The organism is Micromonospora sp. NPDC005298 (assembly GCF_040607375.1).
Classification (GTDB): domain Bacteria; phylum Actinomycetota; class Actinomycetes; order Mycobacteriales; family Micromonosporaceae; genus Micromonospora.
Map to the genome: position 1 here is coordinate 371433 of NZ_JBEXGP010000001.1, position 25998 is coordinate 397430.

Here is a 25998-nt window from a genome sequence, read left to right on the forward strand (position 1 = left end):
CCGTCATCGTCGGGCGGCGGCGCGGCGGTGTGCCCTGCGGCGTAGCCACCGGATCCCCTCCAGGCCGAACGTGACGACCAGCGACAGCCCCACGCCGGCCAGCACGCCTTTCACCGGGTTGCGTTCGAAGGCCAGCCCTCCGAAGTAGCCGAGCAGCCCGCAGTACAGCGCCCAGGTGGCGGCCCCGATGCTGTCGTACAGCAGGAACGCGCGGCGCGGATAGCGCACCGCGCCCATGGTGAGGGTGACCGCCGTCCGGCCGCCTGGCACGTACCGGCTGGTGGTCAGGATCATGCCGCCTCGGCGGTCCACCGCGCGCCGGGCCCACTCGGAGCTGGTCCGCCGGCGGCTGCCGTCGGGCAGCCGGGCCAGCCGGCTCGCGCCGCCGCCCCGACCGATGGCGTAGGAGATGTGGTCGCCGACCAGCGCTCCGATGGCGGCGGTCACGATCACCAGGGTCAGGCTGGGGTGCCCGTCGCTCGCGGAGAGCACCCCGGCGGTGATCACCGCCGCCTCGCCCGGTACCGCGGGGAAGAACGCGTCGACCGCAGTGAGTCCGAAGATCAGCAGGTACACCCATGGCGAGGTGATCGTTCCTCGGAGGAGGTCGAGCAGGGCGTCCATGCCCCCATGTTTGATGGCTCGGCGGCGGTCGGTGGCGCTTCGCCGACATTGCGCCGAATGGTCAGCCGAGCACCACCTCAGCTCGTTGCGTCAAACGCCACTGCCGGAGCTGCTGGAAGTCGACGCTTGTGGGCCGTGGTGCGGTAACGGTGGTGGATGGCCTGGGCGATGGCGGGCCGCACGGGCTGGCCCTCCAGGAAGTCGTCGATGTCGTCGTAGCCGTATCCGAAAACCTCTTCGTCGGGCTTGCTCGGCTGCAGGGACTCCAGATCAGCCGTGGGCGTCTTGCGGATCAGCACGGGTGGCACGCCCAGCGTGTGCGCGATCGCACGTACGCGCCGTTTGGTCAGGCCGGCCAGCGGGACGAGGTCGGCAGCTCCGTCACCATGCTTGGTGAAGAAGCCCATGACGGCCTCCGCAGCGTGGTCGGTGCCGACCACAAGCCCACCCAGTGCTCCGGCCACGGCGTACTGGGCGATCATCCGTTGTCTGGCTTTGATGTTGCCGAGGATGAAGTCCTGCTGGTGTGCGTCGGCCAGGGCCAGGCCGCTGGCGAGCAGGGCACGCAGGCTGGCGTTGCTGGCCGGCCGGATGTCGGTGGCCAGCACTTGGTCGGGTTGGATGAACGCCAATGCGGCCTGGGCGTCGGGCTCGTCATGCTGATCGCCGTAGGGCAGACGCATCGCGACGAAAATGGCGTGGTGTCCGCCGTGACGTGCCCGCTCGACGGCGAGCTGACACAACCGCCCGGCAGTGGTTGAGTCGATGCCTCCGCTGATGCCGAGCACCAAGGCAGCCTGGCCGGTGTCGGCCAATGCGTCGCTGAGGAAGGCGACCCTCTGCTCGATCTCGCGGCCAGGATCGAACGCGACTTCCACCCGCAGCTCGCGGGCGATGCTCTGTTGGACCGCCGCCGTCACCGTGATCTGGTTGGGCGTGTTGAGAGGCATCGCTTCACTCACTGCTTCTCGCTGCTGGCCGGAGGGTAGTGGGCGCCGTTGAAGGTGACTCGCAGCGCGTACACCGAGGTGCCGGCGGTGATGAAGAGGTGGTTGCGTTTCGGGCCACCGAACGTGAGGTTGGCTGCCGGTTCGGGCAGCAGTAGCTTGCCGATGAGGGTGCCGTCCGGGTCGAAGCAGTGCACACCGTCCCAGGCCGCTGCCCACACGCGCCCGACGTCGTCGAGACGGATGCCGTCGAAGCGGCCGTAGTCACACTCAGCGAAGATCTTCGCGTTCTGGAGGGTGCCGTCGGCCATGACGTCGAAGACGCGGATGTGGCTGGGGTCCTGTCGAGTGTCCACGATGTAGAGCTGCTGCTCGTCGGCGGAGAACGCCAGGCCATTGGGGCGGCAGAAGTCGGCCGCCACGACGCGCATCTCGGCCGTGGCGGGGTCCAGGCGGAACACGTAACAGGCGCCGTCGAACTCGCTGTCGGCCTTGTTTCCCTCGTAGTCACCCTGGATGCCGTAGGTCGGGTCGGTGAACCAGATCGTCCCATCGGCGCGGACGACCACGTCGTTGGGACTGTTGAGCCGTTTGCCGTCGAATCGGTCGGCGAGCACGGTGATCGTGCCGTCGTGCTCGGTACGGGTGACCCGCCGGTTGCCCTGCTCGCACGTGACAAGCCGACCCTGGCGGTCAACGGTGTTGCCGTTGGCGTAGCCCGAGCCATGGCGGTAGACGCCGACGGCGCCGGTGGACTCGTCCCAGCGCAGCAGCCGGTCGTTGGGGATGTCGCTCCACACCAGGTAGCGGCCAGCCGGAAAGTACGCCGGCCCTTCGGTCTTACGTGCGCCGGTGTGCAGCCGTTCGACCACGAAGTCGCCGTCGCAGCCACGGAACCGTTCATCCAACAGGCGGAACTCAGCGGGAACAGTGTCGCCCATCCGTGCCTCCCGGTGTCGGATCATCGTTCGGCAAAAGCATAAGCGAGCCGAACCTGATATGGTCAAACCGCAACTGGCTAAATCACATTCGAGGATGCACGAGTGGTAGACGACATCGACCGGGCGCTGTTGGCGCACCTGCAGCACGACGCAACGCAGTCCTATGCGGCACTGGCCAAGGCGGTGGGCCTGTCCGCCGGCTCGGCCCATGAGCGGGTACGCAAGCTGCGCGAACGCGGCGTGATCCGCCGGACCACCGTCGACGTCTCGCCGGCGCTCGTTGACCGCGGCGTGTCGGCGTTCGTGATGGTCAGCGCCGACTCCTGGATGGGCGACGCCCCGACGCGCGACGCGCTTGCGGCCATCCCCGAGATTCAGGAAGCGCACATCATCGCCGGCGCGGCATCCCTGTTGGTGAAGATCCGCACCGCGACGACCGAAGACCTGCAAGCGGCGCTGCGCCGCATCTTCGGCATCGACGGTGTCACCGGCACCCAGGCCATGGTCGTGCTGGAGACGTTCTTCGAGCGTTCGGTGAGCGTGCTCGACCAGCCCAGCGGACCGCACCCGGCGGATCCCGACGTGCCACCACGTTAAGCACCGTAGGAGTCAGCCGGCGTGCACCAGGGCCGGCGGGGCGAGCAGTGGACCGCACGGGGTCTTGTCGTCGGCGGTGGGCCCGTGCGAGGTCAGCACCACCGGCGCGCCCAGCTCCGCGCCGACCGCCTCGGCCCAGTCCGCCGGCGGGCAGTCGTCGTACACCGGGCGGGAGCGCAGGAGGCGGGCGGTGAGCGCCGCCTGCCGGTCCAGGTCACCGGGTGGGCCCGGGGTGAGCCGGTCGGTGGTGTCGTAGCGGCGGCAGATCCGCAGCCCGGGGCCGGCCAGGTCGAGGTGGGTCAGCGCCAGGCCGTCGACCCCGCCGGCCGCGTCGAGGGCGTACCGGTGGGCGACCGCGTCGAAGTGGCCGAACCGGAACCGGCCCTGCCACGGGTTCGTCGGGTTGTGCGGGTCGGCGAACGGCAGGGCCGGGTCCTCGGTCACCAGCGGGCCGGGGCCGTGCCGGGTGGTGACCACGCGGAGCACCCCGATCCGGGTCACGTCGCCGGGGCGGCCCGCCTCGGCGAGCAGACTGTCGGCGTTCGCGAACGTCGTGGTGCTCCACGTCGTGTACGGGTGGAAGCCGTGCCACTCGTCCAGCAGTACGCCCTGCGCGCCCTCGAACACGCACGTCCCGGCGCGCAGTGCCCCGGCGAGCCACGTCCCGTCGACGATCTCGACCCGCCCGGCGAAGCCGGTGAACGCGGGCAGGCAGTCCTCGACCGGCGGGGCGTCCAGCCGGCCCAGCTCGGCGGTCAGCCGGTCCCGCAGGGCTGTCAACCTGCGGCGCAGCAGCGTCGGGCGGTGGCAGTCGGCGACCCGTGGCGCCTCGTCGGGGTGGGCGAGACCGTACGCGACGGCCTCGCCCACCCCCAGCCCGCAGGAGCCGTGCCGGTCGGCTCCCCGGGCGATCTCGCGGGCCCGGTTGGCGGCCCGGTGGTACGGGGTGGCGAGCAGCGCGTCCCCGTCGACGGTCAGTCGATCCAGCGCGTCGGGCACTCCGACCGTGGCGAGATGGTCGGCCTCGGCGGCCAGCGCCAGCGGGTCCACCACCACGTGCCGCGACAGGTGCGTACGCACACCGGGGTGGAAGGTCCCGGCGCCGAACTGCGCGAACGTGTGGTGCCGCCCGTCGCGCAGCACGACGTTGTGTGCCGCCTGCGCGCCCCCGTTGAAGCGGACCACGGTGTGCACTCCTCGGGTGGCGCAGAGCCAGTCCACGACCGTGCCCTTGCCCGCGTCGCCGTAGCCGAGGTCGACCACCGCCACGTGCCTCACAGCCTGGTCACCCCGCCGGTGGTGTCGGCGAACGCGGGCAGCGTCGACACCTCGGTCCGCCGCCCCCGGTCGAGGCGGGCCAGCGCCTTCGACACGGTCCCGGTGGCGGTGGAACCGGCGCGGTCCAGGTGACGCAGGCCCTCGTCCAGGTCGATGGCCTGCTCGCCGAGGCCGATGGTGAGCGCGATGGTCTCGCAGACCGCGTCGAGGTCGTCGAGCACGAGGGTGTTCTGCCCGAGCAGGTCCCGCCAGAAGTCCAGCACCTTGGCGTTGCCGGCGTAGTGGCTGCCGGCGGGGAGCAGGTAGTAGGTGTCCCAGCGGCGGGTCACCTCGTCGACGATGTGTCGCAGCGGCACGTCCTCGGTCAGGTCGTCACCGATCAGGCCGGTCACCTCCCGAGCCTTCACCTGCGGGTACGCCAGCTCGTCGCCGATGATGAACAGGTAGCCGCGCCGGCCGCGCTTGTCCCAGTTGTCGGTGGCGGTGTGCCGGGCCATGAAGTACATGGCCAGCTCGTACGACTCGGTCATCTGACCGCCACCACCACCTTCGAGCACGATGCGGCCGAGGTCGTCGTCCATCCGGTTGTCCGACTCGAACTGGCCGACCTGCAACGGCACCCGGTCGCAGGTGGCGTCGCCGATGGCACCGAACATGATCTGCGGGTCGCTGGCGTAGCCCTGCCGTTGCAGCAGCCCGAGCAGCTGCGGCAGCTTGGTCTGCAGGACGCGCGGCACCTTGCGCATCGAGCCGGTCACGTCGAAGAGCACCGCGACGGGCGTCGACCGGGGGTGTTCGTCGGAGTCGCGGCTCTCCCGCGTGGCCTCCCGGGGGTCGAGTGCGGGGTGCACGGTGCGCGCCCCGCTGTCGCTGTAGGAGAAGGCGCTCCTGCCGGTGGACCGGCGGTAGCGGTCGGCGGCGTCGTACACGTCGGTGGACCAGGTTCCACTGCCCATGACAGCTCCTCAGGGGGTAAGGGTGAAGGGTCGGAAGGTGCGTGGCCCGTAGAGCCGGTCCAGCACCTGGTCGAGTTCGCGCAGCAGCCGCCAGGCGTCGTCGGGGCGGGCGCGCGGGGTCCGCTGCCGGCAGCCCCGGGCGAAGTCGAGCAGCTCGCGCGGCGCGTGCCGATTCAGCAGTGAGGTCATGCAGCGGGCGGCCATCCAGATGTCGGTGCCCGGCCCGCAGGGCCGCTTCTGGAGGACCTCGGGCGGATACCACTCCTCGTGTCCGGGCACCAGCGCCGGGATCGTGCCGCCGACGGGTGCCGAGAAGCACCAGTCGACGAGCACCACGCCGTGGGCGTCCGGCTCGATCAGCACGTGTCGCGGCAGGACCGCGCCGTGCGTGATGCCCGCGCGGTGGGCCAGGCCGAGCGCCACCAGCAGCCGCCGCCACATCCAGGCCACGTCCCGGGCGTCCAACCCGTCGGGGTACGCGCGCCCCACCTCGTCGAGGTCGTGCAGGCCGGGCGCGGTGGCGAGCACGTTGATCCGCCGTTCGGCGCCGGTTGCGGCATCGGAGTGCGGGAACTCGTCGACGAGCCGGGGCACGTACGGCAGGTAGCGCGGGTCGCCGCGCTCGGCGATGGTGCGCAGGGCGTGTGCCTCGCGGGCCATCAGGTCGTTGTCGCCGGGTCGGCGCGGAAGCTTGAGTAGCCGGTCGTCGCCGACGTCGTAGAGGTCGGCCAGGTCGCCCGAGTGGGCCGGCGCGCCGAGGCGGTGGTCACCGAGGACTGTGACCTGTCGGGCCCGCCACCGGGTGGTGACCTGGACGAACGCGTCGGTGGCCTCGGCGCGTACCGCCGGGTCGGCCGGCAGGCGGTCGGGGTGCAGGGCCGCGACCAGCTCGCGGTAGCGGCGGGCCGGCTGGTCCGTGCCGAACAGGTCGGTGTCGGTGCGGGCGGCCGTGACCAGGCGGACGGCCTCGGCGGTTCTCATCGCACCGTCTCCTCGCGGGCGGGGCGTAGCAGCGCCGGGTGCAGCAGCCGGGCGTCGCCGGCCCGGTAGAGCCGGGCGCGGGGGCCGCCCCGCGCACCGCCGCGTTCGGTGCTGGCGCCGGTGCTCTCCACGAAGCCCGGGACGGAGAGCACCTTGCGGTGGAAGTTGCCGGCGTGCAGCGGGTGACCCCAGACCGTCTCGTAGACGGCGCGCAGCTCGCTGATCGTGAATTCGGCGGCGAGGAACCGGGTGGCGAGTGGGGTGTACTCCAGCTTGGACCGGGCGCGCTCCAGCGCGTCGTCGATGATCCGGCCGTGGTCGAAGGCGAGTTGCCGGCTGGTCAGCGCGGTCACCGGCAGCCAGATCGCGGCGTCGGCGTCGCTGCCGGCGGCGGGATCCGGCAGGTCGGGGGCGAACGCGAGATGGGCGATCGAGACGACCCGCATCCGCGGGTCACGGTCGGGAGCGCCATAGCTGCCCAACTGCTCCAGGTGTACGCGCCGCAACCCCTCGCCGCCGAGCCCGGTCTCCTCGGCCAGCTCCCGTCGGGCGCCGGCGCTCAGGTCCTCGTCGGGCTGGACGAAGCCGCCGGGCAGCGCCCAGTGCCCCTCGAAGGGCGGCTGGCCGCGACGGATCAGCAGCAGGTGCAGCGCGTCGTCGCGGATGGTCAGCGCCACCACGTCGACGGTGACGGCGACCGACGGGTAGGCGCCGGGGTCGTACGCGGCCAGGAAGTCCTGCTCGTTCACCATGTCACTCTCAATCTGAGAACGTCTCGTTCTGAGAAGAACCTAGCGCAGAAAAGCGCCCCTGCCAAGCCCGGATTCGGTTCGGCAGGGGCGTGTCAGCGCACGGAACCCGCCAGGTGCGGTCGACCCCGGGAGTCGTGCAGGGTGAACCCGCCGTCCGGCAGGAGGGCGAAACTCACAGTGCTCGGCAGCGGGACGGGCAGCTTGAAGGCCACCTCGACCGTGTACGCGTCCGGCAGCCGACTCTCCATCGCGGCCAGGCAGCGCGCCTTGCTCCACATGCCGTGCGCGATCGGCCGGCGGAAGCCGAACAGCCGCGCCCCCAGCCGGGACGTGTGGATCGGGTTGTGGTCCCCGGACACCCGCGCGTACGCGGTGCCGACACCGGGGTCCACCCGCCAGCGTGCCGTGGCGGCCGGTGGCTCGGGGCGCTCACCCCGCGTACCGCCGCCGGACGTGTCCTCCCGACCCAGGTACGTCGAGACGCCCCGCCAGACCTCCTCCCCGTCGACCGAGCCGACAAGCACCACGTCCACCTGCCGCCCCCGGTCGTGCGGGCGCAGGTCCTGCGCGTACGTGGTGAAGTCGACTGTCTCGTCCGCGCTGATCGGGCGCTGCACGGTGATCCGGTTGCCGATGTGCACCAGGCCGATCAGCGGGAAGGGGAACTCCGGCGAGGTCATCAGACGCAGCGCCAATGGAAAGCCCATGACGTGCGGATACGTGGCGGGCAGCCGATCGGTGAGACGGAATCCGCAGACCCGGTCGTAGTCGGCCAGGTGCGCCCGGTCCACTGTCACCCCGCCGGTGGTCAACTCGACCGCCGGCAGGTCCGTCCCGCGCCGGCCGCCACCGAGGCCCGGCAGCGCACCGAGCACGGCCCGCCGGTACAGCGGGCCGGCCGCAGGCATCCGCGGCAGCTCCACCAGGGTGCGGTCGCCCATCACGCCCCCAGCAGGCTCTGGCCGCAGACCCGGACCACGTTGCCGCTGACCGCCCCGGACGCCGGCCAGGCCAGCCAGCCGATCGTCTCGGCCACGTCCACCGGCAGCCCGCCCTGCGACAGGCTGTTCATCCGCCGACCCGCCTCGCGGACCACCAACGGGATGCGCGCGGTCAACCGGGTCTCGATGAAGCCGGGTGCCACCGCGTTGACGCTGATGCCCCGCTCGCGCAGGGCCGGGGCGAGCGAGTCGACAAGCCCGATGACGCCGGCCTTGCTCGTGGCGTAGTTGGTCTGCCCCCGGTTGCCGGCGATCCCGGCGATCGAGGAGACCGCCACGATCCGCCCGCCGGTCGGGATCAGCCCCCGCTCCAGCAGGACATCGTTGATCCGCTCCTGGCTGGAGAGGTTGACGTCGATCACCTGGTCCCACCGGTCGGCGTCCATCCGGCCGAGCGTCTTGTCCCTGGTGATCCCGGCGTTGTGCACCACCACGTCGACCCGGCCGTGCCGGCTGGCCAGGTGGTCGGCGAGCCGGGTCGGCGCGTCCGGCGTGGTCAGGTCGAGCTGCACGGCGGTCCCGCCGATCTCGTTCGCCACCGCCGCGAGGGCGTCACCGGCGGCCGGGATGTCCAGCGCCACCACCTGCGCGCCGTCGCGGGCGAGCACCTTCGCCAGGGCCGCGCCGATGCCCCGGGCCGCACCTGTGACCAGCACGACCTGCCCGTCCAACGGGCGGTTCCAGTCCGCCGGGGCGCTCGCCTCGCCCGCACCGACCCGCACGACCTGCCCGGAGACGTACGCGGACCGGCCGGACAGGAGGAACCGCACTGTCGATTCGAGGCTCGTCCGGGTGCCGGCGGCACCCGTGTCCCGGGTCACGTAGACGAGCTGCGCCGTGGTGCCCCGGCCGAACTCCTTGCCGATGCTGCGCACCAACCCCTCCAGGGCGCGCTGCGCGGTCGCCTCGCGAGGCGTCGGGCACTCGTCCGGCGGGGTACCCAGCACGATCACCCGGCCGCTGGGCAGCACGGCGCGCGCCTGCGGGTGGAAGAAGTCGTAGAGCTGACGAAGGCCGGCCGAATCGGTGATCCCGGTGGCGTCGAAGAGCAGCGCACCGTACCGCTGCGGGGTGTCGGCCTGCGGCGCGGCGGCCGGGTCGGCCAGCTCGACCCCGGCGGCGGTCAGGATCTCCGCGACCGGCTCGGCGAGCCAGCCGCCGGTGGCCGCGCCGAGCAGGGCCGGGCCGGTCAGCAGCGGGTCGCCGGGGTGGTGGCGGCGCAGTCGGGGCGGGTCGGGCAGCCCGAGGCGCTTGACCAGCGTGCGGCCGGCGGCCGATTGGACGAAGCTCGCGTACCTGTCGGTCATGGGCGTAGCCTACTGGCGAGTAGGGTTGGTGCAACACATCTCGGAGGAGGCGGATCGTGCAAAGCATCCGGCGGGTCGCGGTCATCGGGGGCAACCGCATCCCCTTCGCCCGTTCGAACTCCCGCTACGCGGACGCGTCAAACGCCGACCTGCTCGGCGCCGCGCTGGACGGCCTCGTCGCCAGGTACGGGCTGGCCGGGCAGCGGGTCGGCGAGGTGGTCACCGGCGCCGTGCTCAAGCACTCCCGTGACTTCAACCTCACCCGTGAGGTCGTCCTCGGGTCGCGGCTCGACCCGCACACCCCCGCGTACGACATCCAGCAGGCCTGCGGCACCGGCCTGGAGGCGACGATCCTGGTCGCCAACAAGATCGCCCTCGGGCAGCTCGACGTGGGCATCGCCGGCGGTGTCGACACCACCTCCGACGCGCCCCTCGCCGTCAACGAGGACATGCGCCGTACGCTGCTCAAACTCAACTCGGCCCGCACACTCGGCGAACGGCTGAAGATCGCCGCGAAGCTGCGCCCGCTCCAGCCGTTCAAGCCGGACATCCCGCGCAACGCCGAACCCCGCACCGGCCTGTCCATGGGGGACCACGCCGCCCAGACCGCCCTGCGCTGGCAGATCGACAGGCGCTCCCAGGACGAGCTGGCGCTGCGCTCACACCAGCGGCTCGCCGCCGCGTACGACAGGGGTTTCTTCGACGACCTCATGACGCCGTACCTGGGGCTCACCCGCGACCAGAACCTCCGCCCGGACACCAGCGTCGAGAAGCTCGGCTCGCTCAAGCCGGTCTTCGGCACCCGTGGCCCGGACGCCGAGCACGCCACCATGACCGCCGGCAACTCGTCGCCGCTCACCGACGGCGCGTCCACCGTGCTGCTGGCCAGCGAGGAGTGGGCGGCCGCGCACAACCTGCCGGTGCTGGCCTGGTTCAGCTGGTCGGAGACGGCAGCCGTGGACTTCGTGCACGGCGACGAGGGGCTGCTCATGGCTCCCGCGTACGCGGTGCCCCGCATGCTGGCCCGGGCCGGGCTCACGTTGCAGGACTTCGACTACTACGAGATCCACGAGGCGTTCGCGTCGCAGGTGCTGGCCACCCTCGCGGCCTGGGAGTCGCCGGAGTTCTGCAAGGACCGCCTCGGCCTGGACGCCCCGCTCGGCGCGATCGACACCGACCGACTCAACGTCAACGGCTCGTCGCTGGCCGCCGGACACCCGTTCGCCGCCACCGGTGGCCGGATCGTGGCCACCCTCGCGAAGCTGCTGGCCCAGAAGGGCAGCGGACGAGGCCTGATCTCCATCTGCGCTGCAGGGGGCCAGGGCGTGACGGCGATCCTGGAGCGCTGAGCAGCTGGCTGTGAACGACGACGCCCGCCGGACCTGGAGGTCCGGCGGGCGTCGATCGTTGAGCGGCTCAGCCGAGGGTGAACTTCTCCCAGGTGCTGACGGCGGGGCCGTTGGCGATCAGGGGCTTGGAGCCGGCGCCGTCGGCGCTGACGAACTTGGCGTTGATCGCGGCTCTGAGGCTGATCGTGCCGTCGCTGCTGCGGACGATGTCGAAACGTTCCCAGGTGCTGACCGTCGGGGCGTTCGCGATGAGCGGCTTGGAGCCGGCGCCGTCGGCGGAGACGAAGCGGTTGTTGACAAAGGCGAGGAGGCCGACCTGACCGTTGCCGAGCTCCACCACGTCGAACCGCTCCCACAGGCTCGCCGTCGGGGCGGAGGCGATCAGCGGCTTGGTGCCGGCGCCGTCGGCGCTGACGTACTTGCCGTTGACCTTGGCCTTCAGGGCCGTGTTCGCCTCCGTCGGGATCACCTGGAGGAACTTCTCCCAGGTGCTGATGGTGGAGCTGCTGGCGCTCATCGCGACGGTGCCGCTGGGGTCAGCGGTGACGTACTTCGCCGTGATGGGGGCTTGGAGGCTGAAGGTGCTGTCGCTGTTGCGGATCATCGTGAACGCCTCCCGCGTGTCCACGAGAATGCTCGTCGCGGTCAGCGTGGAGTTGTCGAATTCCGAGATGGCGACGTAGCGGCCAACCGCCCGGGAGAAGAGGGCGACCTTGCCGTTGCCCGCGTCCGCCAGGTCGAACTGCGCGGTCGCACCCGGTTCGGTCTGGTTCGGCTGGAGGCCGGAGCCCGTCTCGTAGCTGACGTAGCGGCGGTTGGACTGGGCGCGCAGAGCCAACGTGCCCGTCTGTTGCAACACGCTGACCTGCTCGGTACGAGTCGTCGACCGGCCGTCGGTGCCGGTGACTTTGATGCTGAGGGTGTAACGGCCGGGACGCGTGTACGTGTGCGAGGCGACCGGGCCCGCCTGGGTGACCACGCTGTCGTCGCCGAACCCGAACTCGTACGAGGCGATCGGTGCCAGGCCGGGGGTGGAGGCGGACGCGTCCACGGTCACCGACCGCGCCTCCAGGTTGAGGCCGACGGTGAACAGCACGACGGGGGTGCGGATGGTCTCCACGGCACCGCGGTCGGCGTACGTGACCGGGCCGGCGCCGGAGTTCGGCACCGTCGGGTCGTCGATTCGCTGCTGGCCGTTGCGGTCGAGGTTCTGGTAGCCGGGAGCTGCGGAGTTCGCCGAGTCGTAGGTGTCCGGGGTCTGTGCGGTCTCCCGATCGTGGGCGGCCTGGCCGGACGCCGCCCGGAACGCGGCGAGGCTCATCCGGGTGTTCCAGGCGTAGATCTGCGGGGAGTCGTTGTTGTAGTGGTGGGCGTTGTTGTAGTCGACGACCGTCTTGCCGACGGCACCGTCGTAGACGCCGATCTCGACTCCGTCCAGCACCTTCGTGTCGCAGTAGGCCTGACCGAAGTAGCCGTTCAGAGCGAGCACGTTGTTCTGTACGGAGACACCGGACGAGGCTCCGTCGACGCGGATGCCGTCGCGGCAGCGGTCCTTGATGGTGTTGTTGGCGATGGCCGTGCCGGTGGCGCCGTTGTTGTGCACGCCGTGCCCGGCGCCGCTGGTGATCAGGTTGTTGGCCACCACGGTGCCGGTCGCGCCCGGCCCGAGGGTGATGGCCGCGTCGGTGAAGCCGTCGACGCGGCCATCCAGGTACGAGTTGCCCGGCCCGTCGATCCGTACGCCGACGGTGTGGTCGGCGAGGGAGTAGTTCGCAATGCCCTGCACGGTCGTGCCCACGATGTCGACGTCTCTGCTCGCCGCGTCCACGGTGACGCCATTGGTGGAGGTCAACCCGCTGACGTTCGTCTTCGACACGCTCGCGCCGGTGACACCGGCGAACCGGATCACCGGTGCGGTCGCGGGCCTGTTCAGGGCGTAGACGCCACCCTGGATGGACACGCCCGACGAGTTGCGGACGTCCACGGCCGGCACGTCGCCCGACCCGACGACGCGGAGGTTCTGCAACACCACGTCGTGCTGGCCGTCGACGACGAAGCCGGCCGACGCGCCGGACAGGGTGGCTGAGCCGCCGTTGGGGTTGGTGGTGAACACGATCGGCTGTTGCGGGGTGCCGGACGCGGGGACGTTGACCCGCTCCATGTAGACACCGCCACCGATGTCGACCGTCTGCCCGGCGGTGACGATCGCGGCGGCGGCCCCGATCGAGCAGAACGGCTGCGCCAGGGTGCCCGGGTACGCGTCGGAGCAGTTGGCGGCGGGATTCTGCCGGACGTACAGGGTCGTCGGTGCGTCGGCGTGGGCGGGCATTGTCGTGCCCACCAGGGCGCCGCCGGTCAACACGACAGTCACGAGACCGGAGGTCAGAGATTTATGCATATGGGCCTCGGAGAAAAGGAGGATCCGGCGACGCCGGAATCAGATGGTCCGATCCTGCACCACTGCCAGTTCCGGGCGCTGACCGCACCGACAAAACGGCCACCAGGGCAGTTCCGGCCAGCGGCGCGACCGGACGCGTACGTCGGCACGTCGACGTTCACGTCCTGTTCAACGGGCGGCTGACCGCCCGTGAGGTTGCCGGGTAACGGTGACCGTCCGCACCCCCGAACGAGGTGCGTTCGATGCCACAGGCGTCCGGAACGGGGCCGGTAAGTGTTGGTGCTGTCTGTCGTCATTCCCATGTACAACGAGGCCGCTGTCGTCCCGGCCCTGATCGCCCGGCTGCGGCCGGTGCTCGACGCGCTCGGCGTCGACTACGAGGTGGTGGCCGTCGACGACGGCAGCCGGGACGACACCGTCGCGGTGCTCTTCACCCATGCGCGGAGCTGGCCGCAACTGCGCCTGATCCAGTTGCGCCGCAACAGTGGACACCAGGCCGCGTTGACCGCCGGCCTGTACCGCGCCCGTGGCCAGTGGGTGGTCAGCCTCGACGCCGACCTCCAGGATCCGCCGGAGACGGTCGCCGAGATGCTGCGGGTGGCCCGTTCGCAGGGCGTCGACGTGGTGTACGGCGTACGCGCGGACCGCAGTTCCGACACCCTGTTCAAACGGCGTACGGCGCAGCTCTACTACCGGTTGATGCGCCGGCTCGTCGGCGCCGAGGTGCCCGCCCAGGCCGGCGACTTCCGGCTGGTCAGCCGGGAGGTGATCGAGACACTGCGCCAGCTTCCCGAACGCACTCCGGTCTACCGGCTGCTCGTGCCAGCGCTCGGCTTCGCCAGCGCCGAGGTGCGCTACGTCCGGGAGACGCGGGCGGCGGGCGAGACCAAGTACCCGCTGCCCCGGATGATCGCGCTCGCCTGGGACAGCGTCGCCAACTTCTCCGCCGCGCCGCTGCGCCTCGCCACCTGGCTCGGTGCGGTCAGCTTCCTGGCCTGCCTCGGCCTCATCGGGTTCGGCATCGTGGCGTACCTGCGCGGTCTGACCATCCCGGGTTGGACGTCGACGTTCGTCGCGGTCCTGCTCCTCGGTGGCGTGCAGTTGGTCTGCCTCGGCCTGCTCGGCGAGTACGTCGGGCGGATCTACGCGACCGTGCAGGGCCGGCCGACGTACCACGTCGGCGCCGACACGGCGGACACCGAGCTGGCCTCCCCGATCGTCGGCACGCCCGTGGGCAGCGCCCGTGGCTGACTCCCTCGCGCTGGTGGAGCGGGATGCGCCCGCTCCCGCGTCGCAGCCCGACCGGCGGCCCGCCCGCTCCGTCGGCTCCACTGTGGTCGCCGTCCTGCCGTGGGCTGTCGTGCTGGCGGCGCTGCCGGCCGCCTGGTGGCACACCGACGTACCCGCCGGTGACGTGCTGCGCTACGCGGCGTACTGGTCGTTGGCAGTGCTGCTGCCCGGCACGTTGGTGCACCGGGCGGTACGCGGTGGCCGGGGCAACCTGCCGGAGGACCTGGGCTACGGCGCGGCGACCGGTCTGCTCCTCGAACTCGGTGCCTGGCTCGTCGCCGCCGCCACCGGGCAACAGGACCTGCTGCGATGGTGGCCGGTACCCGTGGTGCTGGCCTTCGCCGCCGTTGCGCGGCTGCGCAGGCACTGGCGGGTCGGACCCCGCCGGCCGCTCCCGCTCGCCTGGCACTGGTCGGTCGCCGCGATGCTGCTGCTGGTGCTGCTCTGGTCCGTCGCGCAGTGGCGGTTGGTGCCGCTGCCGCCGGTGAACCACACCTACTACCAGGATCTGCTGTACCACCTGTCCCTGGTCCAGGAACTGACCCGGGATCTGCCGTTCCAACTGCCGCAGATGGCCGGTGAACCGCTGCGCTACCACTACCTGTCCGACGCGCACATGGCCGCCGGCAGCATGATCACCGGCATTCCGCCCGCGACGGTCCTGCTCCGGCTGTGGCTGGCGCCGGTCGCCATCGTCACCGTGCTGGTCACCGCCGGGCTGGCCCGGGACCTCTCCGGCCGCTGGTGGGCAGGGCCGCTGGCGGGCGCGGTGGCGGGCCTCGGTATGCCGGTGGCCGTCAACTCGGCCATCGCGGACGGCGCGTTCGCCTTCTCCTTCTCCAGCCCGTCCCAGACGTACGTCCTGCCGCTGCTCGTGCTGCTGGGCGGCATCTGCGTCGACGCCGTACGCGGACGACCGCTGGGTGTCGCGTGGTCGCTGCTGCCCGCTCTCGGGCTGGCCTGCGCCGGCTCCAAGTCCAGCGCGCTGCCACCGCTGATCGCCGGGGTCGGCGTCGCTCTCCTCGCCACCTGGTGGCAGCGGCGGCGGGTGCCCTGGCCGGCGCTCGCCACGCTGCTGTGTCTCGTGGCGGCGATGGGCGTCGGCTACCTGCTCTTCGCCGGCGGCGGGGCGGGCACCCTGAGCCCGCAGGCGTTCGCGTTCCTGCACGCCATGCCGCAGTACCGGGAGACCATCGGCGCGGGTGCCGGGGTACGCGACGGGGGGCTGCTGCCGTTCGGCCTCGCCGAGGCGGGGGCGGCCGGATGGTTGCTGACGTTCGCCCTGCTCGGCTGGTGGCTGCTGGTGCAGCTGCCCCGGCTGATCGGCATGCTGATCCTCACCGGGCCGCGTCGCGCCGACCCGGCGCCCTGGCTGCTCTCCGGCGCGATCCTGGCCGGTGCGGGCGGCATCTGGACGCTGCACCATCCGTCGCTGAGCCAGGTCTACTTCTGGCTGGACGTGCTCCCGTTCGGCGCCGTGCTGACCGTGTGGCTGTTCACCCTGGTCCGGCCGCCCTGGCTGGTGGCGCTGTGCGGCGCGGTGCTCGGCGTGGCGTCGTACCTTGTCGTACCCCTGATGGCCCGACCGGCCGCGACCATGACCGGCTGGGCCGGCATCCTCGGGCGGTCGTACCTGCGGCTCGGGGTCCTTCTCCTGCTGGCCGCGCTGATCGCGGTCGGCGTGCACGCGCTGCTGGGTCGCCATCGTCGGGACGGCGGCGGGCGACGACGGGTCGTGGCCGTGGCGCTGGCCGGCATCACGGCGGCGCTGCTGGGCGCGAGCGTCGCGCGAGGGGTGGACGGCGCCGTCCGGTACGTCCAGGTCGCGCCGGGTCGACACGCGTCGGTCGCGCTGCCGTCCACGGTGACGGCGGCGGAGATGCGGGCCGCGCTCTGGCTCGACGAGCACGCCGCGGACGACGACGTGGTGGCCACGAACGTGCACTGCCGGCCGGTACCGACCACCGCGCACTGCGATGCCCGCGCCTACTGGGTGACCGGGCTGGGCGGGCACCGGACGGTGATCGAGAGCTGGGCCTACACGGACGCCGCACTCGCCGCGAACGGTCGGCGGGGCCTCGGCTACGTACGGCAGGACCCGCCCGACCCGGACCGGTTCGCGGTGAACGAGCGGGTCTTCCGCACGCCCACTGTCGCCGACCTGGACCGGTTGCGCGCCGAGTACGGGGTCCGCTGGCTGTTCGCCGACACGCGGGCCAGCGCGGTGTCACCCGCGCTGGCCGGGCTGGCGCAGGTGCGTCTCGTCTCCGGCAGCGTCACCGTGTACGAGCTGCGCTGACCCTCCGCACGGCGACGCCCGCCGGACCCGAAGGTCCGGCGGGCGTCGAACGGCGGGGACGGCTCAGCCGAGGGTGAACTTCTCCCAGGTGCTGACCGCTGGGCCGTTGGCGATCAACGGCTTGCTGCCGGCGCCGTCGGCGCTGACGTACTTGTTGTTGACTGTGGCCTTGAAACTCACCGTGCCGTCACTGTTGCGGACCATGGTGAACTGCTCCCACAGGCTGACCGTGGGACGGGTCGCGATCAGCGGCTTGGTGCCGCCGCCGTCGGCGGTGACGAAGCGCCGGTTGGCGCGGGCGAGCAGGGCGACCTGTCCGTTGCCTAGGTCGACGATGTCGAACTGCTCCCACGTGCTGGCGGTCGTCGAACTCGCGATCAGCGGCTTCGTCCCGGTGTTGTCGGACATCACGAACCGGCCGTTCACGCTGGCCTTCAGCGACCTGTTCGCGTCGGCGACCGGGACCTGGTGGAACTTCTCCCAGGTGCTGATCGCCGGACTGCTCGCCGACACGGTGAAGGAGCCGCTGGGGTCGGCGGTGGCGTAGAGGCCGTTGTTCGCCCGGAGGCTGATCGTGCCGTCACTGTTGCGGACGACAGTGAACTTCTCCGGTGCGCCGACGACCTGGCTCTCGGCGTCCAGGTTCTCGTTTGCCGACTGCGTGACGTAGTGGCCGTTGGCCCGTGCGACGAGGGCGACCTGGCCGTTGCCGGCGTCCGCCAGGTCGTACTGCGCGGCGGCGGTCAAGCTGACCTGGTCCGGTCGCATGGGCACGGCACCGACGTAGCGGAGGTTGGACAACGCCAGCAGACCCACGCTTGCGGTCCGCCGCAGCACGCCCACCTGCTCGGTGCTGCTGCCCTGCATGTCGTCCTCGCCGCGGGCGAGCACCGTGACGTCGTACGTGCCCGGGTTGGCGTACCGGTGCGTGGCGGTGGGGGCGGCCTGGGTGACGACGTCGGTGCCGTCGCCGAAGTTGAACACGTACTCCTTGATCGGGACGAAGCCCGGCGTGGAGGCGGAGGCGTCCACGGTGACCGAACTCGCGCCGAGGTCGAGGCTGACGTCGAAGGACACCCTCGGCGACTTGACGCTCTCGATGATGCCCCGGTCGGCGTACGTGACCGGGCCCGCGCCGGTGTTCGCCACGGCCGGGTCGTCGCGGCGCGGCTGCCCCTGGCTGTCGTGGGTCGGGAAACCGGGTGCCGCCGAGTTCGCCGAGTCGATCCGGTCCTTGCCGTTCGCCGTGTCCCGGTCGTGCGCGGCCTGGCCGGACGCGGTGCGGAACTGGGCCAGGCCCATGACGGTCCCGTTCCAGGAGTAGTTCGTCGAGGACGGGGACATGCTGTGGTACGTGTTGTTGTAGTCGACGACCGTGCTGCTCAGAGCTTCGTCGTGGACGCCAATCTCAACGCCGCCGACGGCCTGCGGGTCGCAGAACGCCTGGCTGTAGTGACCGTTGTTGCTGAACGTGTTGTTCTGCACGGAGACACCGGAGGACGCCCCGTCGACCCGAACGCCGTCGACGCAGCGGTCCATGATGGAGTTGTTGGTGATGGCCGTGTTGGCGGCCCCACGGTTGTGGATGCCGTGGCCGGCCCCGCCCCTGATGTCGTTGTTGGCCAGCACTGTGCCGGAGGCGCCCGGCGCGATCTCGATGGCGGCACCGGTGAAGCCGCCGACCATGCTGTCGAGGACGCTGTTGCGAGTTCCCTCGACCCGGATGCCCGAGCTGTGATCGGCGGTGTCGTACTTCGAGCCGCTGCCCAGCGTCGCGCGCTCCACGGTCACGTCGGTGGAGGTGGCGTCCACAGTGATTCCGTTGGTGAGCGCCGTCCCGCTGCCAAAGATGTCCCGCAGGCTGGCCATCGTCACCCCGGTGACCCGCACGACGGGGCCCGTTGCGGCGCTGGCCATCGTGTAGGCGCCTCCCGCGACCTCGATGTTCGAGGAGTTGCGGATGTCCAGGGCGGGCAGGTCGAGCGTCCCATTGACCTTGAAGCTCTGGAGGCCGATGTCGTGCTGACCGTCGATGACCAGGCCCGCGGTCGGCCCGACGAGCCGGACCGCGTTGCCGTTGGCGATGAAACCGATCGGGGCGTCGGGGGTCCCGGAGCGGGTGAAGGTGACACGCTCGGCATAGTCCCCGTCATATACCCGGACGTCCTGGCCGCTGGTGACCACGGCAGTGGCGGCACCGATCGTGCAGAACGGCGCGGTCGCGGAGCCGGGCCCCTGGTCGGAGCAGTTGGCGTCGGCTTTCTTGACGTAGAGGGTCGTGGGTTCGGCCGCCTGGGCGGGTGCGCCCGTTGCCAGCAGGGTGCCGCCTGTCACCGCGATCGCGGTGAGGCCGGCAAGGGATCTTCTACGCATGCATGCCCTCTGTCGAGAAGGTGGATACGGCTTTGCCGGAGATCAGATGGAGACCATGATCCGATACCTGCTGTCAGCGCGACGTCCCGGGCGACAAAACGCCCGACGAGCGCCGCCTGGCCTCCCGGCCGGGCGGACAGCCGGGTAGGAGAGAATGAGGTACGTGACGACGATCCCCAACGTGCTCGCCAACCGGTACGCCTCGCCCGAGTTGGTCGCCCTCTGGTCGCCGGAGGAGAAGGTCCGGATGGAGCGGCGGCTCTGGCTCGCCGTGCTGCGCGCTCAGCGTGATCTGGGTGTGCCGGTGCCGGACGGCGTGGTCGAGGCGTACGAGCGGGTGCTCGACCAGGTCGACCTCGCCTCGATCGCCCAGCGGGAGCGGGTCACCCGGCACGACGTGAAGGCCCGGATCGAGGAGTTCAGCGCGCTCGCCGGCTTCGAGCACGTGCACAAGGGGATGACGTCGCGGGATCTCACCGAGAACGTCGAGCAGCTCCAGGTGCGCGCCTCGCTGGAGCTGATCCGGGATCGGGTGGTGGCCACCCTGGCCCGGCTGGCCTGGCTGGCCCACGAGCACTCCGAGCTGGTGATGACGGGCCGTTCGCACAACGTGGCGGCGCAGGCCACCACGCTGGGCAAGCGCTTCGCGTCGGCGGCGGAGGAGCTGCTGATCGCGTACGAGCGGCTGGAGGAGCTGATCGCCCGCTACCCGCTGCGCGGGATCAAGGGCCCGGTCGGCACGTCCGCCGACCAGCTCGACCTCTTCGACGGCGACGCCGACAGGGTGGCCGACCTGGAGCGCCGGGTTGCCGAGCACCTGGGCTTCTCGCGGGTGCTGGACAGCGTCGGGCAGGTCTACCCGCGCTCGTTGGACTTCGACGTGCTCGCCGCGTTGGCGCAGGTCGCCGCCGCGCCGTCGTCGCTGGCCACCACGATCCGGCTGATGGTCGGGCAGGAGTTGGTGACCGAGGGCTTCAAGCCGGGGCAGGTGGGCTCCAGCGCGATGCCGCACAAGATGAACACCCGCTCCTCGGAGCGGGTGAACGGCTTCGCGGTGATCATCCGGGGTTACCTGTCGATGGTCGGTGAGCTGGCCGGTGACCAGTGGAACGAGGGGGACGTGTCCTGCTCGGTGGTCCGCCGGGTGGCCCTGCCGGACGCGTTCTTCGCCGCCGACGGGCTGTTCCAGACGTTCCTCACGGTGCTCGACGAGTTCGGCGCGTACCCGGCGGTGATCAACCGGGAGCTGGAGCGGTTCCTGCCGTTCCTGGCCACCACCAAGATCCTGGTGGCGGCGGTCCGGCGGGGCGTCGGCCGGGAGGTCGCGCACGAGGTGATCAAGGAGCACGCGGTCGCCGTGGCGCTGGCCATGCGCGAGAAGGGCGCCCCGGAGAACGACCTGTTCGACCGGCTGGCGACGGACGGTCGCCTCGGCCTGTCCCGCGCCGACATCGACACCCTGGTCGCCGACCGCACCGCCTTCGTCGGCACCGCGACGGCCCAGGTCCAGGCGGTGACCAGGCGCATCACCGCGGTGGTGCAGGCGCACCCCGACGCCGCCACCTACTCCCCACCCCCCATCCTGTAACCCGCGCCGGGGGGTTACTCGCCGGTGGGGGTTTCGGCGGCGGTGCCGAGGTTGGGGGCGCTCGCCGGTTCGGCGATGCCCCCGAGAGACTCGGCGAAGGCCGGTTCGGTGGCGGTCTCCGCCGCCACCACCGGCTGGTCGGCGGGCATGACCTCGGGCATCTTGGGTACGGCGATCACCGCCGTGCCGTACGCGCAGATCTCCATCCACATCTCGCCGCAGTCCCGGCTGTCGAACCGCATCCCGATCACGGCGTTCGCTCCGAGCCGCAGGGCCTCCTCGCCGAGGCGGGACACCGAGTCGGTACGCCACCGGGTCAGGTTGTCCGGTGCCATCGGGTCGTACGCGCCACCGCGCAGGTTCTTGACACCCTCGCGGTACGGGTTGCGCGTCCTGGCCATCGATGACACCACCTCACCGAGGATCTGGCGGATCTCGTAGCCGGGCAGTTGATCCGTCGTCACGACCAGCACGGTTCCGATGCTGTCAGGAGCGGGGCGACCCGATCGTGTGCATTGTTCACCTGATCGGATGCTGCAAAACAGCGCGGCGCGGACGGTCGGCACTCGGTCGACCATCCACGCCGCGCCGGGCGTTAACTGTCAGACACCGGCCGTCGAGGTGATCCAGGCCCGGTTGTACGCAACGCTGCCGTAGTTCTGGATGCTCGACCCGTCGGCGGTGGAGGCGACGCCGACCTGCTGGCCGTTGTAGAACTGCGGTCCGCCTGAGTCGCCGCGCCAGGCGTTGCCGTTGATCCGGGTGCTGCGGATCGCCTGCCCGCCGTACGCGTCGGTGGCGCTGTTGCTGGTGACCCGCACGGTCGCGGTCTTCAGCGTGGTGGACGCGGAGCAGCCGCTGTAGCAGGTCATGCCCCAGCCGTAGATCGAGTTGGTCGAGTTGACCGGCGGGTTGCTGCTGGCCAGGCTCACGGCGGAGGTGCTGACGGTGCTGGAGAGTCGCATGAGGGCCAGGTCGTTGCGGGTGTAGGTGGCGCTGACGGTGCGGGTGACCCCGCCGGAGGTGCGGTTCACGCTTCCGACGCGTACCGACATGGTGCCGCTGATGCAGTGCCGGGCGGTGAGCACCCACTGCGGGGCGATCACGCTGCCGGAGCAGGTGAAGGAGCCGTTGCTGAGCACCGCGGCGGCCCAGGGGGCGGAGGAGACGGTGCCGCCGCCGATGATGGGTTGCGGGCCGGCCGGGGCGGCGACCGCTCCGGACGTGGCGCCGAGGACGCCGACCAGCGCGGTGCCGAGTACGGCGAGCAGGGGACGGATGCGCATCGGGTGGACTCCTTGGACGGGGCGGCCCGGGGTCGCCGGGTGCCGGACGGCGACGACGGGAGGTCCCCGCCACCGCTCTGCATCGAGGTACGTCGATGTACAGTAGGGCCGACGGCCGGCGTTTTCAAGAATTCGATCGAGTTTGACCAATGTAACGATTCGGCCACCCCGAACGCCGTATATGCCCTGGTGGGACCGCGTGTCCTTGCTGGCGGACCGCCCCGGGGGTCCGATATGTTGATCACCGTCTGGACTGCACCCGGCCGGTGCGCCCGCGACGGAATCTGCCAGGTACGCTGGCTGCGCTCGCCCGTTGTGGGTCGGCACCCAACTGCGTACACAGTCAGGAGTGCCCAGTGCCTCGCGTCGTCGTCGACGTCATGCTCAAGCCCGAGATCCTCGATCCGCAGGGCCAGGCCGTCGCAAACGCGCTGCCCCGGCTCGGCGTCAGCGACGTCGCCTCGGTTCGGATCGGCAGGCGGATCGAGATCGAATTCACAGGTGAACCGGACCTGGACCGGGCCCGGGAGATCGCCGACAAGCTGCTCGCCAACCCGGTCATCGAGGACTTCACCGTCCACCTGGTCGAGGCCGACGAGACCGCGGACGCCCGCTCGTGACCGCCCGGGTCGGTGTGGTCACCTTCCCTGGCTCGCTCGACGACGGGGACGCGGCCCGGGCCGTGCGGATCGCCGGCGCCGAGCCGGTCCGGCTCTGGCACGGTGACCCGGATCTGCACCGGGTCGACGCGGTCGTGCTGCCCGGCGGCTTCTCCTACGGCGACTACCTGCGCTGCGGCGCCATCGCCCGGTTCGCGCCGGTGATGGAGACGATCGTGGACGCCGCACGGGGTGGTCTGCCGGTGCTCGGCATCTGCAACGGCTTCCAGATCCTCTGCGAGGCGCACCTGCTGCCCGGCGCGCTCACCCGCAACCAGCACCTGCACTTCCGCAACCGGGACCAGGTCCTGCGCATCGAGTCGGCAGGCACGGCGTGGACCAACACGTTCCAGCCCGGCCAGGAGGTGCTCGTCCCGGTCAAGAACGGCGAGGGTTGCTACGTCGCCGACGCCGCGACGTTGGACCAGCTCGAAGCCGAGGGCCGGGTGGTCGCCCGCTACGTCGGCGGCAACCCCAACGGGTCGCTGCGGGACATCGCCGCGATCACCAACTCCGCCGGCAACGTCGTCGGCATCATGCCGCACCCCGAGCACGCGGTGGAGGCGCTCACCGGCCCCTCGCTGGACGGCCTCGGCTTCTTCACCTCGGTCCTCAAGCACCTGGTGGGGACGCCGGCATGACCGCCGGCACGATCATCATCGGTCTGCTCGACCGCCGGCCTGGCGGGCACGAGCGCAGCGAGGAGAGGTCATGACCACCCATCCGGATCCGGTACGGGACACACCGGAGGCGTACTCCGCCCCGGCGCAGTCGGCCGAACCGCTCCCGGCGCAGCCCGCCGCCCCGGCAGTCGCTCCGGCCCAGCCGGCGATCGCCGACTGGACCGACGGCGTGGACACCGTGCCGCGCGCGAACGGCACCCCGGGCGAGCTTCAGCCGTACACCGAGCTGGGGCTCCGCGACGACGAGTACGACCGGATCCGGCAGATCCTCGGCCGCCGGCCCACCCAGTCCGAGCTGGCCATGTACTCGATCATGTGGAGCGAGCACTGCTCCTACAAGTCGAGCAAGGTGCACCTGCGCCAGTTCGGCGAGAAGGCCCCGCACAGCGACCGAATGCTCGCCGGAATCGGTGAGAACGCCGGCGTCGTGCAGATCTCCGACGAGCTGGCGGTGACCTTCAAGGTCGAGTCGCACAACCACCCGAGCTTCGTCGAGCCGTACCAGGGCGCGGCGACCGGCGTCGGTGGCATCGTCCGGGACATCCTCGCCATGGGTGCCCGCCCGGTCGCGGTGATGGACCCGCTGCGCTTCGGTGCCGCGGACCACCCGGACACCGCCCGGGTGCTCACCGGCGTGGTCGCCGGCGTCGGCGGCTACGGCAACTGCCTGGGCCTGCCCAACATCGGCGGTGAGCTGGTCTTCGACCCCTCCTACCAGGGCAACCCGCTGCTCAACGCGCTCTGCCTGGGCGTGCTCCCGGTCAGCCGGCTGCAGAACAAGGCCGCCGCCGGCCCCGGCAACGTCGTGGTCCTGATGGGCGCCAAGACCGGCCGGGACGGCATCGGCGGTGTGTCGGTGCTGGCCAGCGCGACCTTCGACGAGGGCAGCGAGGCGCGTCGACCCGCCGTGCAGGTCGGCGACCCGTTCACCGAGAAGCTGCTGATCGAGGCGTGTCTCGAGCTGTACGACGGCCAGCTCGTCGTCGGCATCCAGGACCTCGGCGGCGCCGGCCTGACCTGCGCGCTCACCGAGACGGCCGCCGCTGCCGGCACCGGCATGCGGGTCTGGCTGGAGCGGGTTCCGCTGCGCGAGCCCTCGATGGACCCGCACGAGATCCTGGCCAGCGAGTCGCAGGAGCGGATGCTGCTGGTCGTCGAGCCGGACAAGCTCGACGCGGTGCTCAAGACCTGCGAGAAGTGGGGCGTGCTCGCCACCGCGATCGGTGAGGTCACCGCACCGGAGCCGGACGGCCGCCCGGGTCGACTGCTGATCACCTGGCAGGACCACCTGGTCGTCGACGTGCCGCCGGGCTCGCTTGTGGACGACGGCCCGGTGTACGCCCGCCCGATGCGGGAGCCGGCCGACCTGATCCTGCTCCAGGCCGACCGGGCCGAGACGCTGCCCCGCCCGGCCGACCCGGAGGCGCTGCGGGAGACCGTGCTGCGCATGATCGCGTCGCCGAACCTCGCCGACAAGACCTGGGTCACCGAGCAGTACGACCGTTACGTGCTGGGCAACACCGTGCTCGCGCAGCCGGAGGACGGCGGCGTGATCCGGATCGACGAGCGGACCGGGCTCGGAGTGGCGCTGTCGGTGGACGGTAACGGCCGGTACGCCCGGCTCGACCCGTACAACGGCACCAAGCTGGCCCTCGCCGAGGCGTACCGGAACGTGGCGGTGACCGGCGCGAAGCCGATCGCCGTGACCGACTGCCTCAACTTCGGCTCCCCGGAGGACCCGGGCGTCATGTGGCAGTTCGCCGAGGCCGTGCGCGGTCTCGCGGACGGCTGCCTGGAGCTGGGTATCCCGGTCACCGGCGGCAACGTCAGCTTCTACAACCAGACAGGCGCGGCGGCCATCCACCCGACCCCGGTGGTGGGCGTGCTGGGCGTGCTGGACAACGTCGCCGACCGGGTGCCGATGGGCTTCGTGCCGCGCGCCGGTGGCGACCACGACCAGCTCTACCTGCTCGGCGAGACGAACGTGGAGCTGTCCGGCTCGGAGTGGGCCTGGGTGACGCACGAGCACCTCGGTGGCATCCCGCCGCAGGTCGACCTTCTCCGCGAGAAGGCCCTGGCCGAGCTGCTGGCCGAGGCGGCCCGGGTGGGTCACCTGGCCTCCGCGCACGACCTGTCCGACGGCGGCCTGGCCCAGAGCCTTGTCGAATCCTGCCTGCGGCGTGGCGTCGGTGCGCGGGTCGCGGTGCCGGAGCGGTTCACCGAGGGCTCGATGCCGTTCGTCTACCTGTTCAGCGAGTCCGCCACGCGGGCGCTGGTGTCGGTGCCGCGCGGCCACGACAAGGCGTTCGCGGCGCTCTGCGCCGAGCGGGGCGTGCCGTTCGAGCTGATCGGCGTCACCGACCCGACCGGCGGTGCGCTCGAGGTGCACGGCCAGTTCCGGATCGGCCTGGACGAGCTGCGCGCCGCGCACACCGAGACGCTGCCGCGCCTCTTCGGGGGTACGGCGGCCGTCGAGGTCCCCGCGCCGGCCGCCGGTGTGGCGGGTGCCGTCGAGGCCGTGCCGCTGCCGACCGCTCCGGCCGAGCCGGTCGACCCGGCCGAGGTGCTCTCCGAGCCCATCGCCTCCTCGGGACCTTCCCCGGAGACCGGTGCCGTCGAGCCGATCGGGTCGGAGCAGTCCGAGTCGGACACCGGTGACACCGAGCCGTCGCCTGACGAGCGCTGAGGC

The 25998-nt window shown here is 71.4% G+C and carries 21 protein-coding genes; 8 read left to right on the plus strand and 13 right to left on the minus strand.

From position 1 onward, the window contains the following. Window positions 1-3: 3 nt before the first annotated feature. The 3 genes from ABZS77_RS01835 to ABZS77_RS01845 all read right to left on the minus strand — a co-directional run bounded on the left by ABZS77_RS01835 (window position 4) and on the right by ABZS77_RS01845 (window position 2512). A complete protein-coding gene (locus ABZS77_RS01835) occupies window positions 4-624 on the minus strand; it encodes a DedA family protein (protein ID WP_354815610.1) in 621 nt (206 codons plus the stop codon). Between the two features lie 77 nt (window positions 625-701). Then, the gene (nadE, locus tag ABZS77_RS01840) at window positions 702-1586 is read right to left on the minus strand and encodes an ammonia-dependent NAD(+) synthetase (protein ID WP_354815613.1); all 885 of its coding nucleotides are present in this window, start codon (window positions 1584-1586) and stop codon (window positions 702-704) included. Further along, window positions 1583-2512, minus strand: coding sequence for an SMP-30/gluconolactonase/LRE family protein (locus tag ABZS77_RS01845; protein ID WP_354815616.1), 930 nt, complete (start codon window positions 2510-2512; stop codon window positions 1583-1585). The genes nadE and ABZS77_RS01845 overlap by 4 nt, the downstream gene beginning before the upstream one ends. Before the next feature lie 102 nt (window positions 2513-2614). Between ABZS77_RS01845 and ABZS77_RS01850 the strand changes: the two genes are divergently transcribed. Next, window positions 2615-3109, plus strand: a complete 495-nt coding sequence (locus tag ABZS77_RS01850) for an Lrp/AsnC family transcriptional regulator (RefSeq protein ID WP_354815619.1) — start codon at window positions 2615-2617, stop codon at window positions 3107-3109. A 12-nt stretch (window positions 3110-3121) separates the two neighbouring features. Here ABZS77_RS01850 and ABZS77_RS01855 read toward each other — a convergent pair whose 3' ends face one another. From ABZS77_RS01855 to ABZS77_RS01880, 6 genes are all read right to left on the minus strand, one after another. Next, window positions 3122-4387, minus strand: coding sequence for an adenylosuccinate synthetase (locus tag ABZS77_RS01855; protein ID WP_354815622.1), 1266 nt, complete (start codon window positions 4385-4387; stop codon window positions 3122-3124). Beyond that, window positions 4384-5343, minus strand: a complete 960-nt coding sequence (locus ABZS77_RS01860) for a hypothetical protein (RefSeq protein ID WP_354815625.1) — start codon at window positions 5341-5343, stop codon at window positions 4384-4386. The genes ABZS77_RS01855 and ABZS77_RS01860 overlap by 4 nt, the downstream gene beginning before the upstream one ends. Window positions 5344-5352: 9 nt before the next feature. Then, a complete protein-coding gene (locus ABZS77_RS01865) occupies window positions 5353-6324 on the minus strand; it encodes a serine/threonine protein kinase (protein WP_354815628.1) in 972 nt (323 codons plus the stop codon). Then, the gene (locus tag ABZS77_RS01870; RefSeq protein ID WP_354815630.1) at window positions 6321-7076 is read right to left on the minus strand and encodes an NUDIX domain-containing protein; all 756 of its coding nucleotides are present in this window, start codon (window positions 7074-7076) and stop codon (window positions 6321-6323) included. The genes ABZS77_RS01865 and ABZS77_RS01870 overlap by 4 nt, the downstream gene beginning before the upstream one ends. 92 nt (window positions 7077-7168) lie before the next feature. Then, window positions 7169-8017 carry a MaoC/PaaZ C-terminal domain-containing protein gene (locus ABZS77_RS01875; protein ID WP_354815633.1) on the minus strand — a complete coding sequence of 283 codons (849 nt, stop codon included), beginning with the start codon at window positions 8015-8017 and terminating at the stop codon, window positions 7169-7171. After that, window positions 8017-9384: a 3-oxoacyl-ACP reductase gene (locus tag ABZS77_RS01880; protein ID WP_354815636.1), complete on the minus strand. Its 1368-nt coding sequence runs from the start codon at window positions 9382-9384 to the stop codon at window positions 8017-8019. The genes ABZS77_RS01875 and ABZS77_RS01880 overlap by 1 nt, the downstream gene beginning before the upstream one ends. A 56-nt stretch (window positions 9385-9440) precedes the next feature. Between ABZS77_RS01880 and ABZS77_RS01885 the strand changes: the two genes are divergently transcribed. Next, window positions 9441-10733: an acetyl-CoA C-acetyltransferase gene (locus tag ABZS77_RS01885; protein ID WP_354815639.1), complete on the plus strand. Its 1293-nt coding sequence runs from the start codon at window positions 9441-9443 to the stop codon at window positions 10731-10733. 67 nt (window positions 10734-10800) lie between these two features. Here ABZS77_RS01885 and ABZS77_RS01890 read toward each other — a convergent pair whose 3' ends face one another. Further along, window positions 10801-13104, minus strand: a complete 2304-nt coding sequence (locus ABZS77_RS01890) for a PKD domain-containing protein (RefSeq protein WP_354815642.1) — start codon at window positions 13102-13104, stop codon at window positions 10801-10803. A gap of 306 nt (window positions 13105-13410) precedes the next feature. Here ABZS77_RS01890 and ABZS77_RS01895 point away from each other — a divergent pair, with 306 nt between their 5' ends. Both ABZS77_RS01895 and ABZS77_RS01900 read left to right on the plus strand, forming a co-directional pair. Further along, complete coding sequence (locus ABZS77_RS01895) at window positions 13411-14382, plus strand: glycosyltransferase family 2 protein (RefSeq protein WP_354817089.1); 972 nt, start codon at window positions 13411-13413, stop codon at window positions 14380-14382. Further along, the gene (locus ABZS77_RS01900) at window positions 14375-16720 is read left to right on the plus strand and encodes a hypothetical protein (RefSeq protein WP_354815645.1); all 2346 of its coding nucleotides are present in this window, start codon (window positions 14375-14377) and stop codon (window positions 16718-16720) included. Before ABZS77_RS01895 ends, ABZS77_RS01900 begins: the two co-directional genes overlap by 8 nt. A 63-nt stretch (window positions 16721-16783) precedes the next feature. Here ABZS77_RS01900 and ABZS77_RS01905 read toward each other — a convergent pair whose 3' ends face one another. Next, entirely contained in the window at window positions 16784-19093 is a 2310-nt protein-coding gene (locus ABZS77_RS01905; RefSeq protein ID WP_354815648.1) for a PKD domain-containing protein, read from the minus strand. A gap of 163 nt (window positions 19094-19256) precedes the next feature. Here ABZS77_RS01905 and purB point away from each other — a divergent pair, with 163 nt between their 5' ends. Then, entirely contained in the window at window positions 19257-20681 is a 1425-nt protein-coding gene (purB, locus tag ABZS77_RS01910; protein WP_354815651.1) for an adenylosuccinate lyase, read from the plus strand. A gap of 14 nt (window positions 20682-20695) precedes the next feature. Here the strand turns inward: purB and ABZS77_RS01915 are convergent, their stop codons facing one another. Further along, a complete protein-coding gene (locus ABZS77_RS01915; RefSeq protein WP_354815654.1) occupies window positions 20696-21259 on the minus strand; it encodes a YbjQ family protein in 564 nt (187 codons plus the stop codon). A gap of 24 nt (window positions 21260-21283) precedes the next feature. Then, complete coding sequence (locus tag ABZS77_RS01920; RefSeq protein WP_354815657.1) at window positions 21284-21967, minus strand: trypsin-like serine protease; 684 nt, start codon at window positions 21965-21967, stop codon at window positions 21284-21286. 356 nt (window positions 21968-22323) lie between these two features. Here ABZS77_RS01920 and purS point away from each other — a divergent pair, with 356 nt between their 5' ends. The 3 genes from purS to purL all read left to right on the plus strand — a co-directional run bounded on the left by purS (window position 22324) and on the right by purL (window position 25995). Further along, a complete protein-coding gene (purS, locus tag ABZS77_RS01925; protein ID WP_091315782.1) occupies window positions 22324-22587 on the plus strand; it encodes a phosphoribosylformylglycinamidine synthase subunit PurS in 264 nt (87 codons plus the stop codon). Then, on the plus strand, window positions 22584-23267 hold the full coding sequence (purQ, locus tag ABZS77_RS01930) for a phosphoribosylformylglycinamidine synthase subunit PurQ (protein WP_354815660.1): 684 nt from the start codon (window positions 22584-22586) through the stop codon (window positions 23265-23267). The genes purS and purQ overlap by 4 nt, the downstream gene beginning before the upstream one ends. A 70-nt stretch (window positions 23268-23337) precedes the next feature. Next, window positions 23338-25995 carry a phosphoribosylformylglycinamidine synthase subunit PurL gene (purL, locus tag ABZS77_RS01935; protein WP_354815663.1) on the plus strand — a complete coding sequence of 886 codons (2658 nt, stop codon included), beginning with the start codon at window positions 23338-23340 and terminating at the stop codon, window positions 25993-25995. Window positions 25996-25998: the final 3 nt, after the last annotated feature.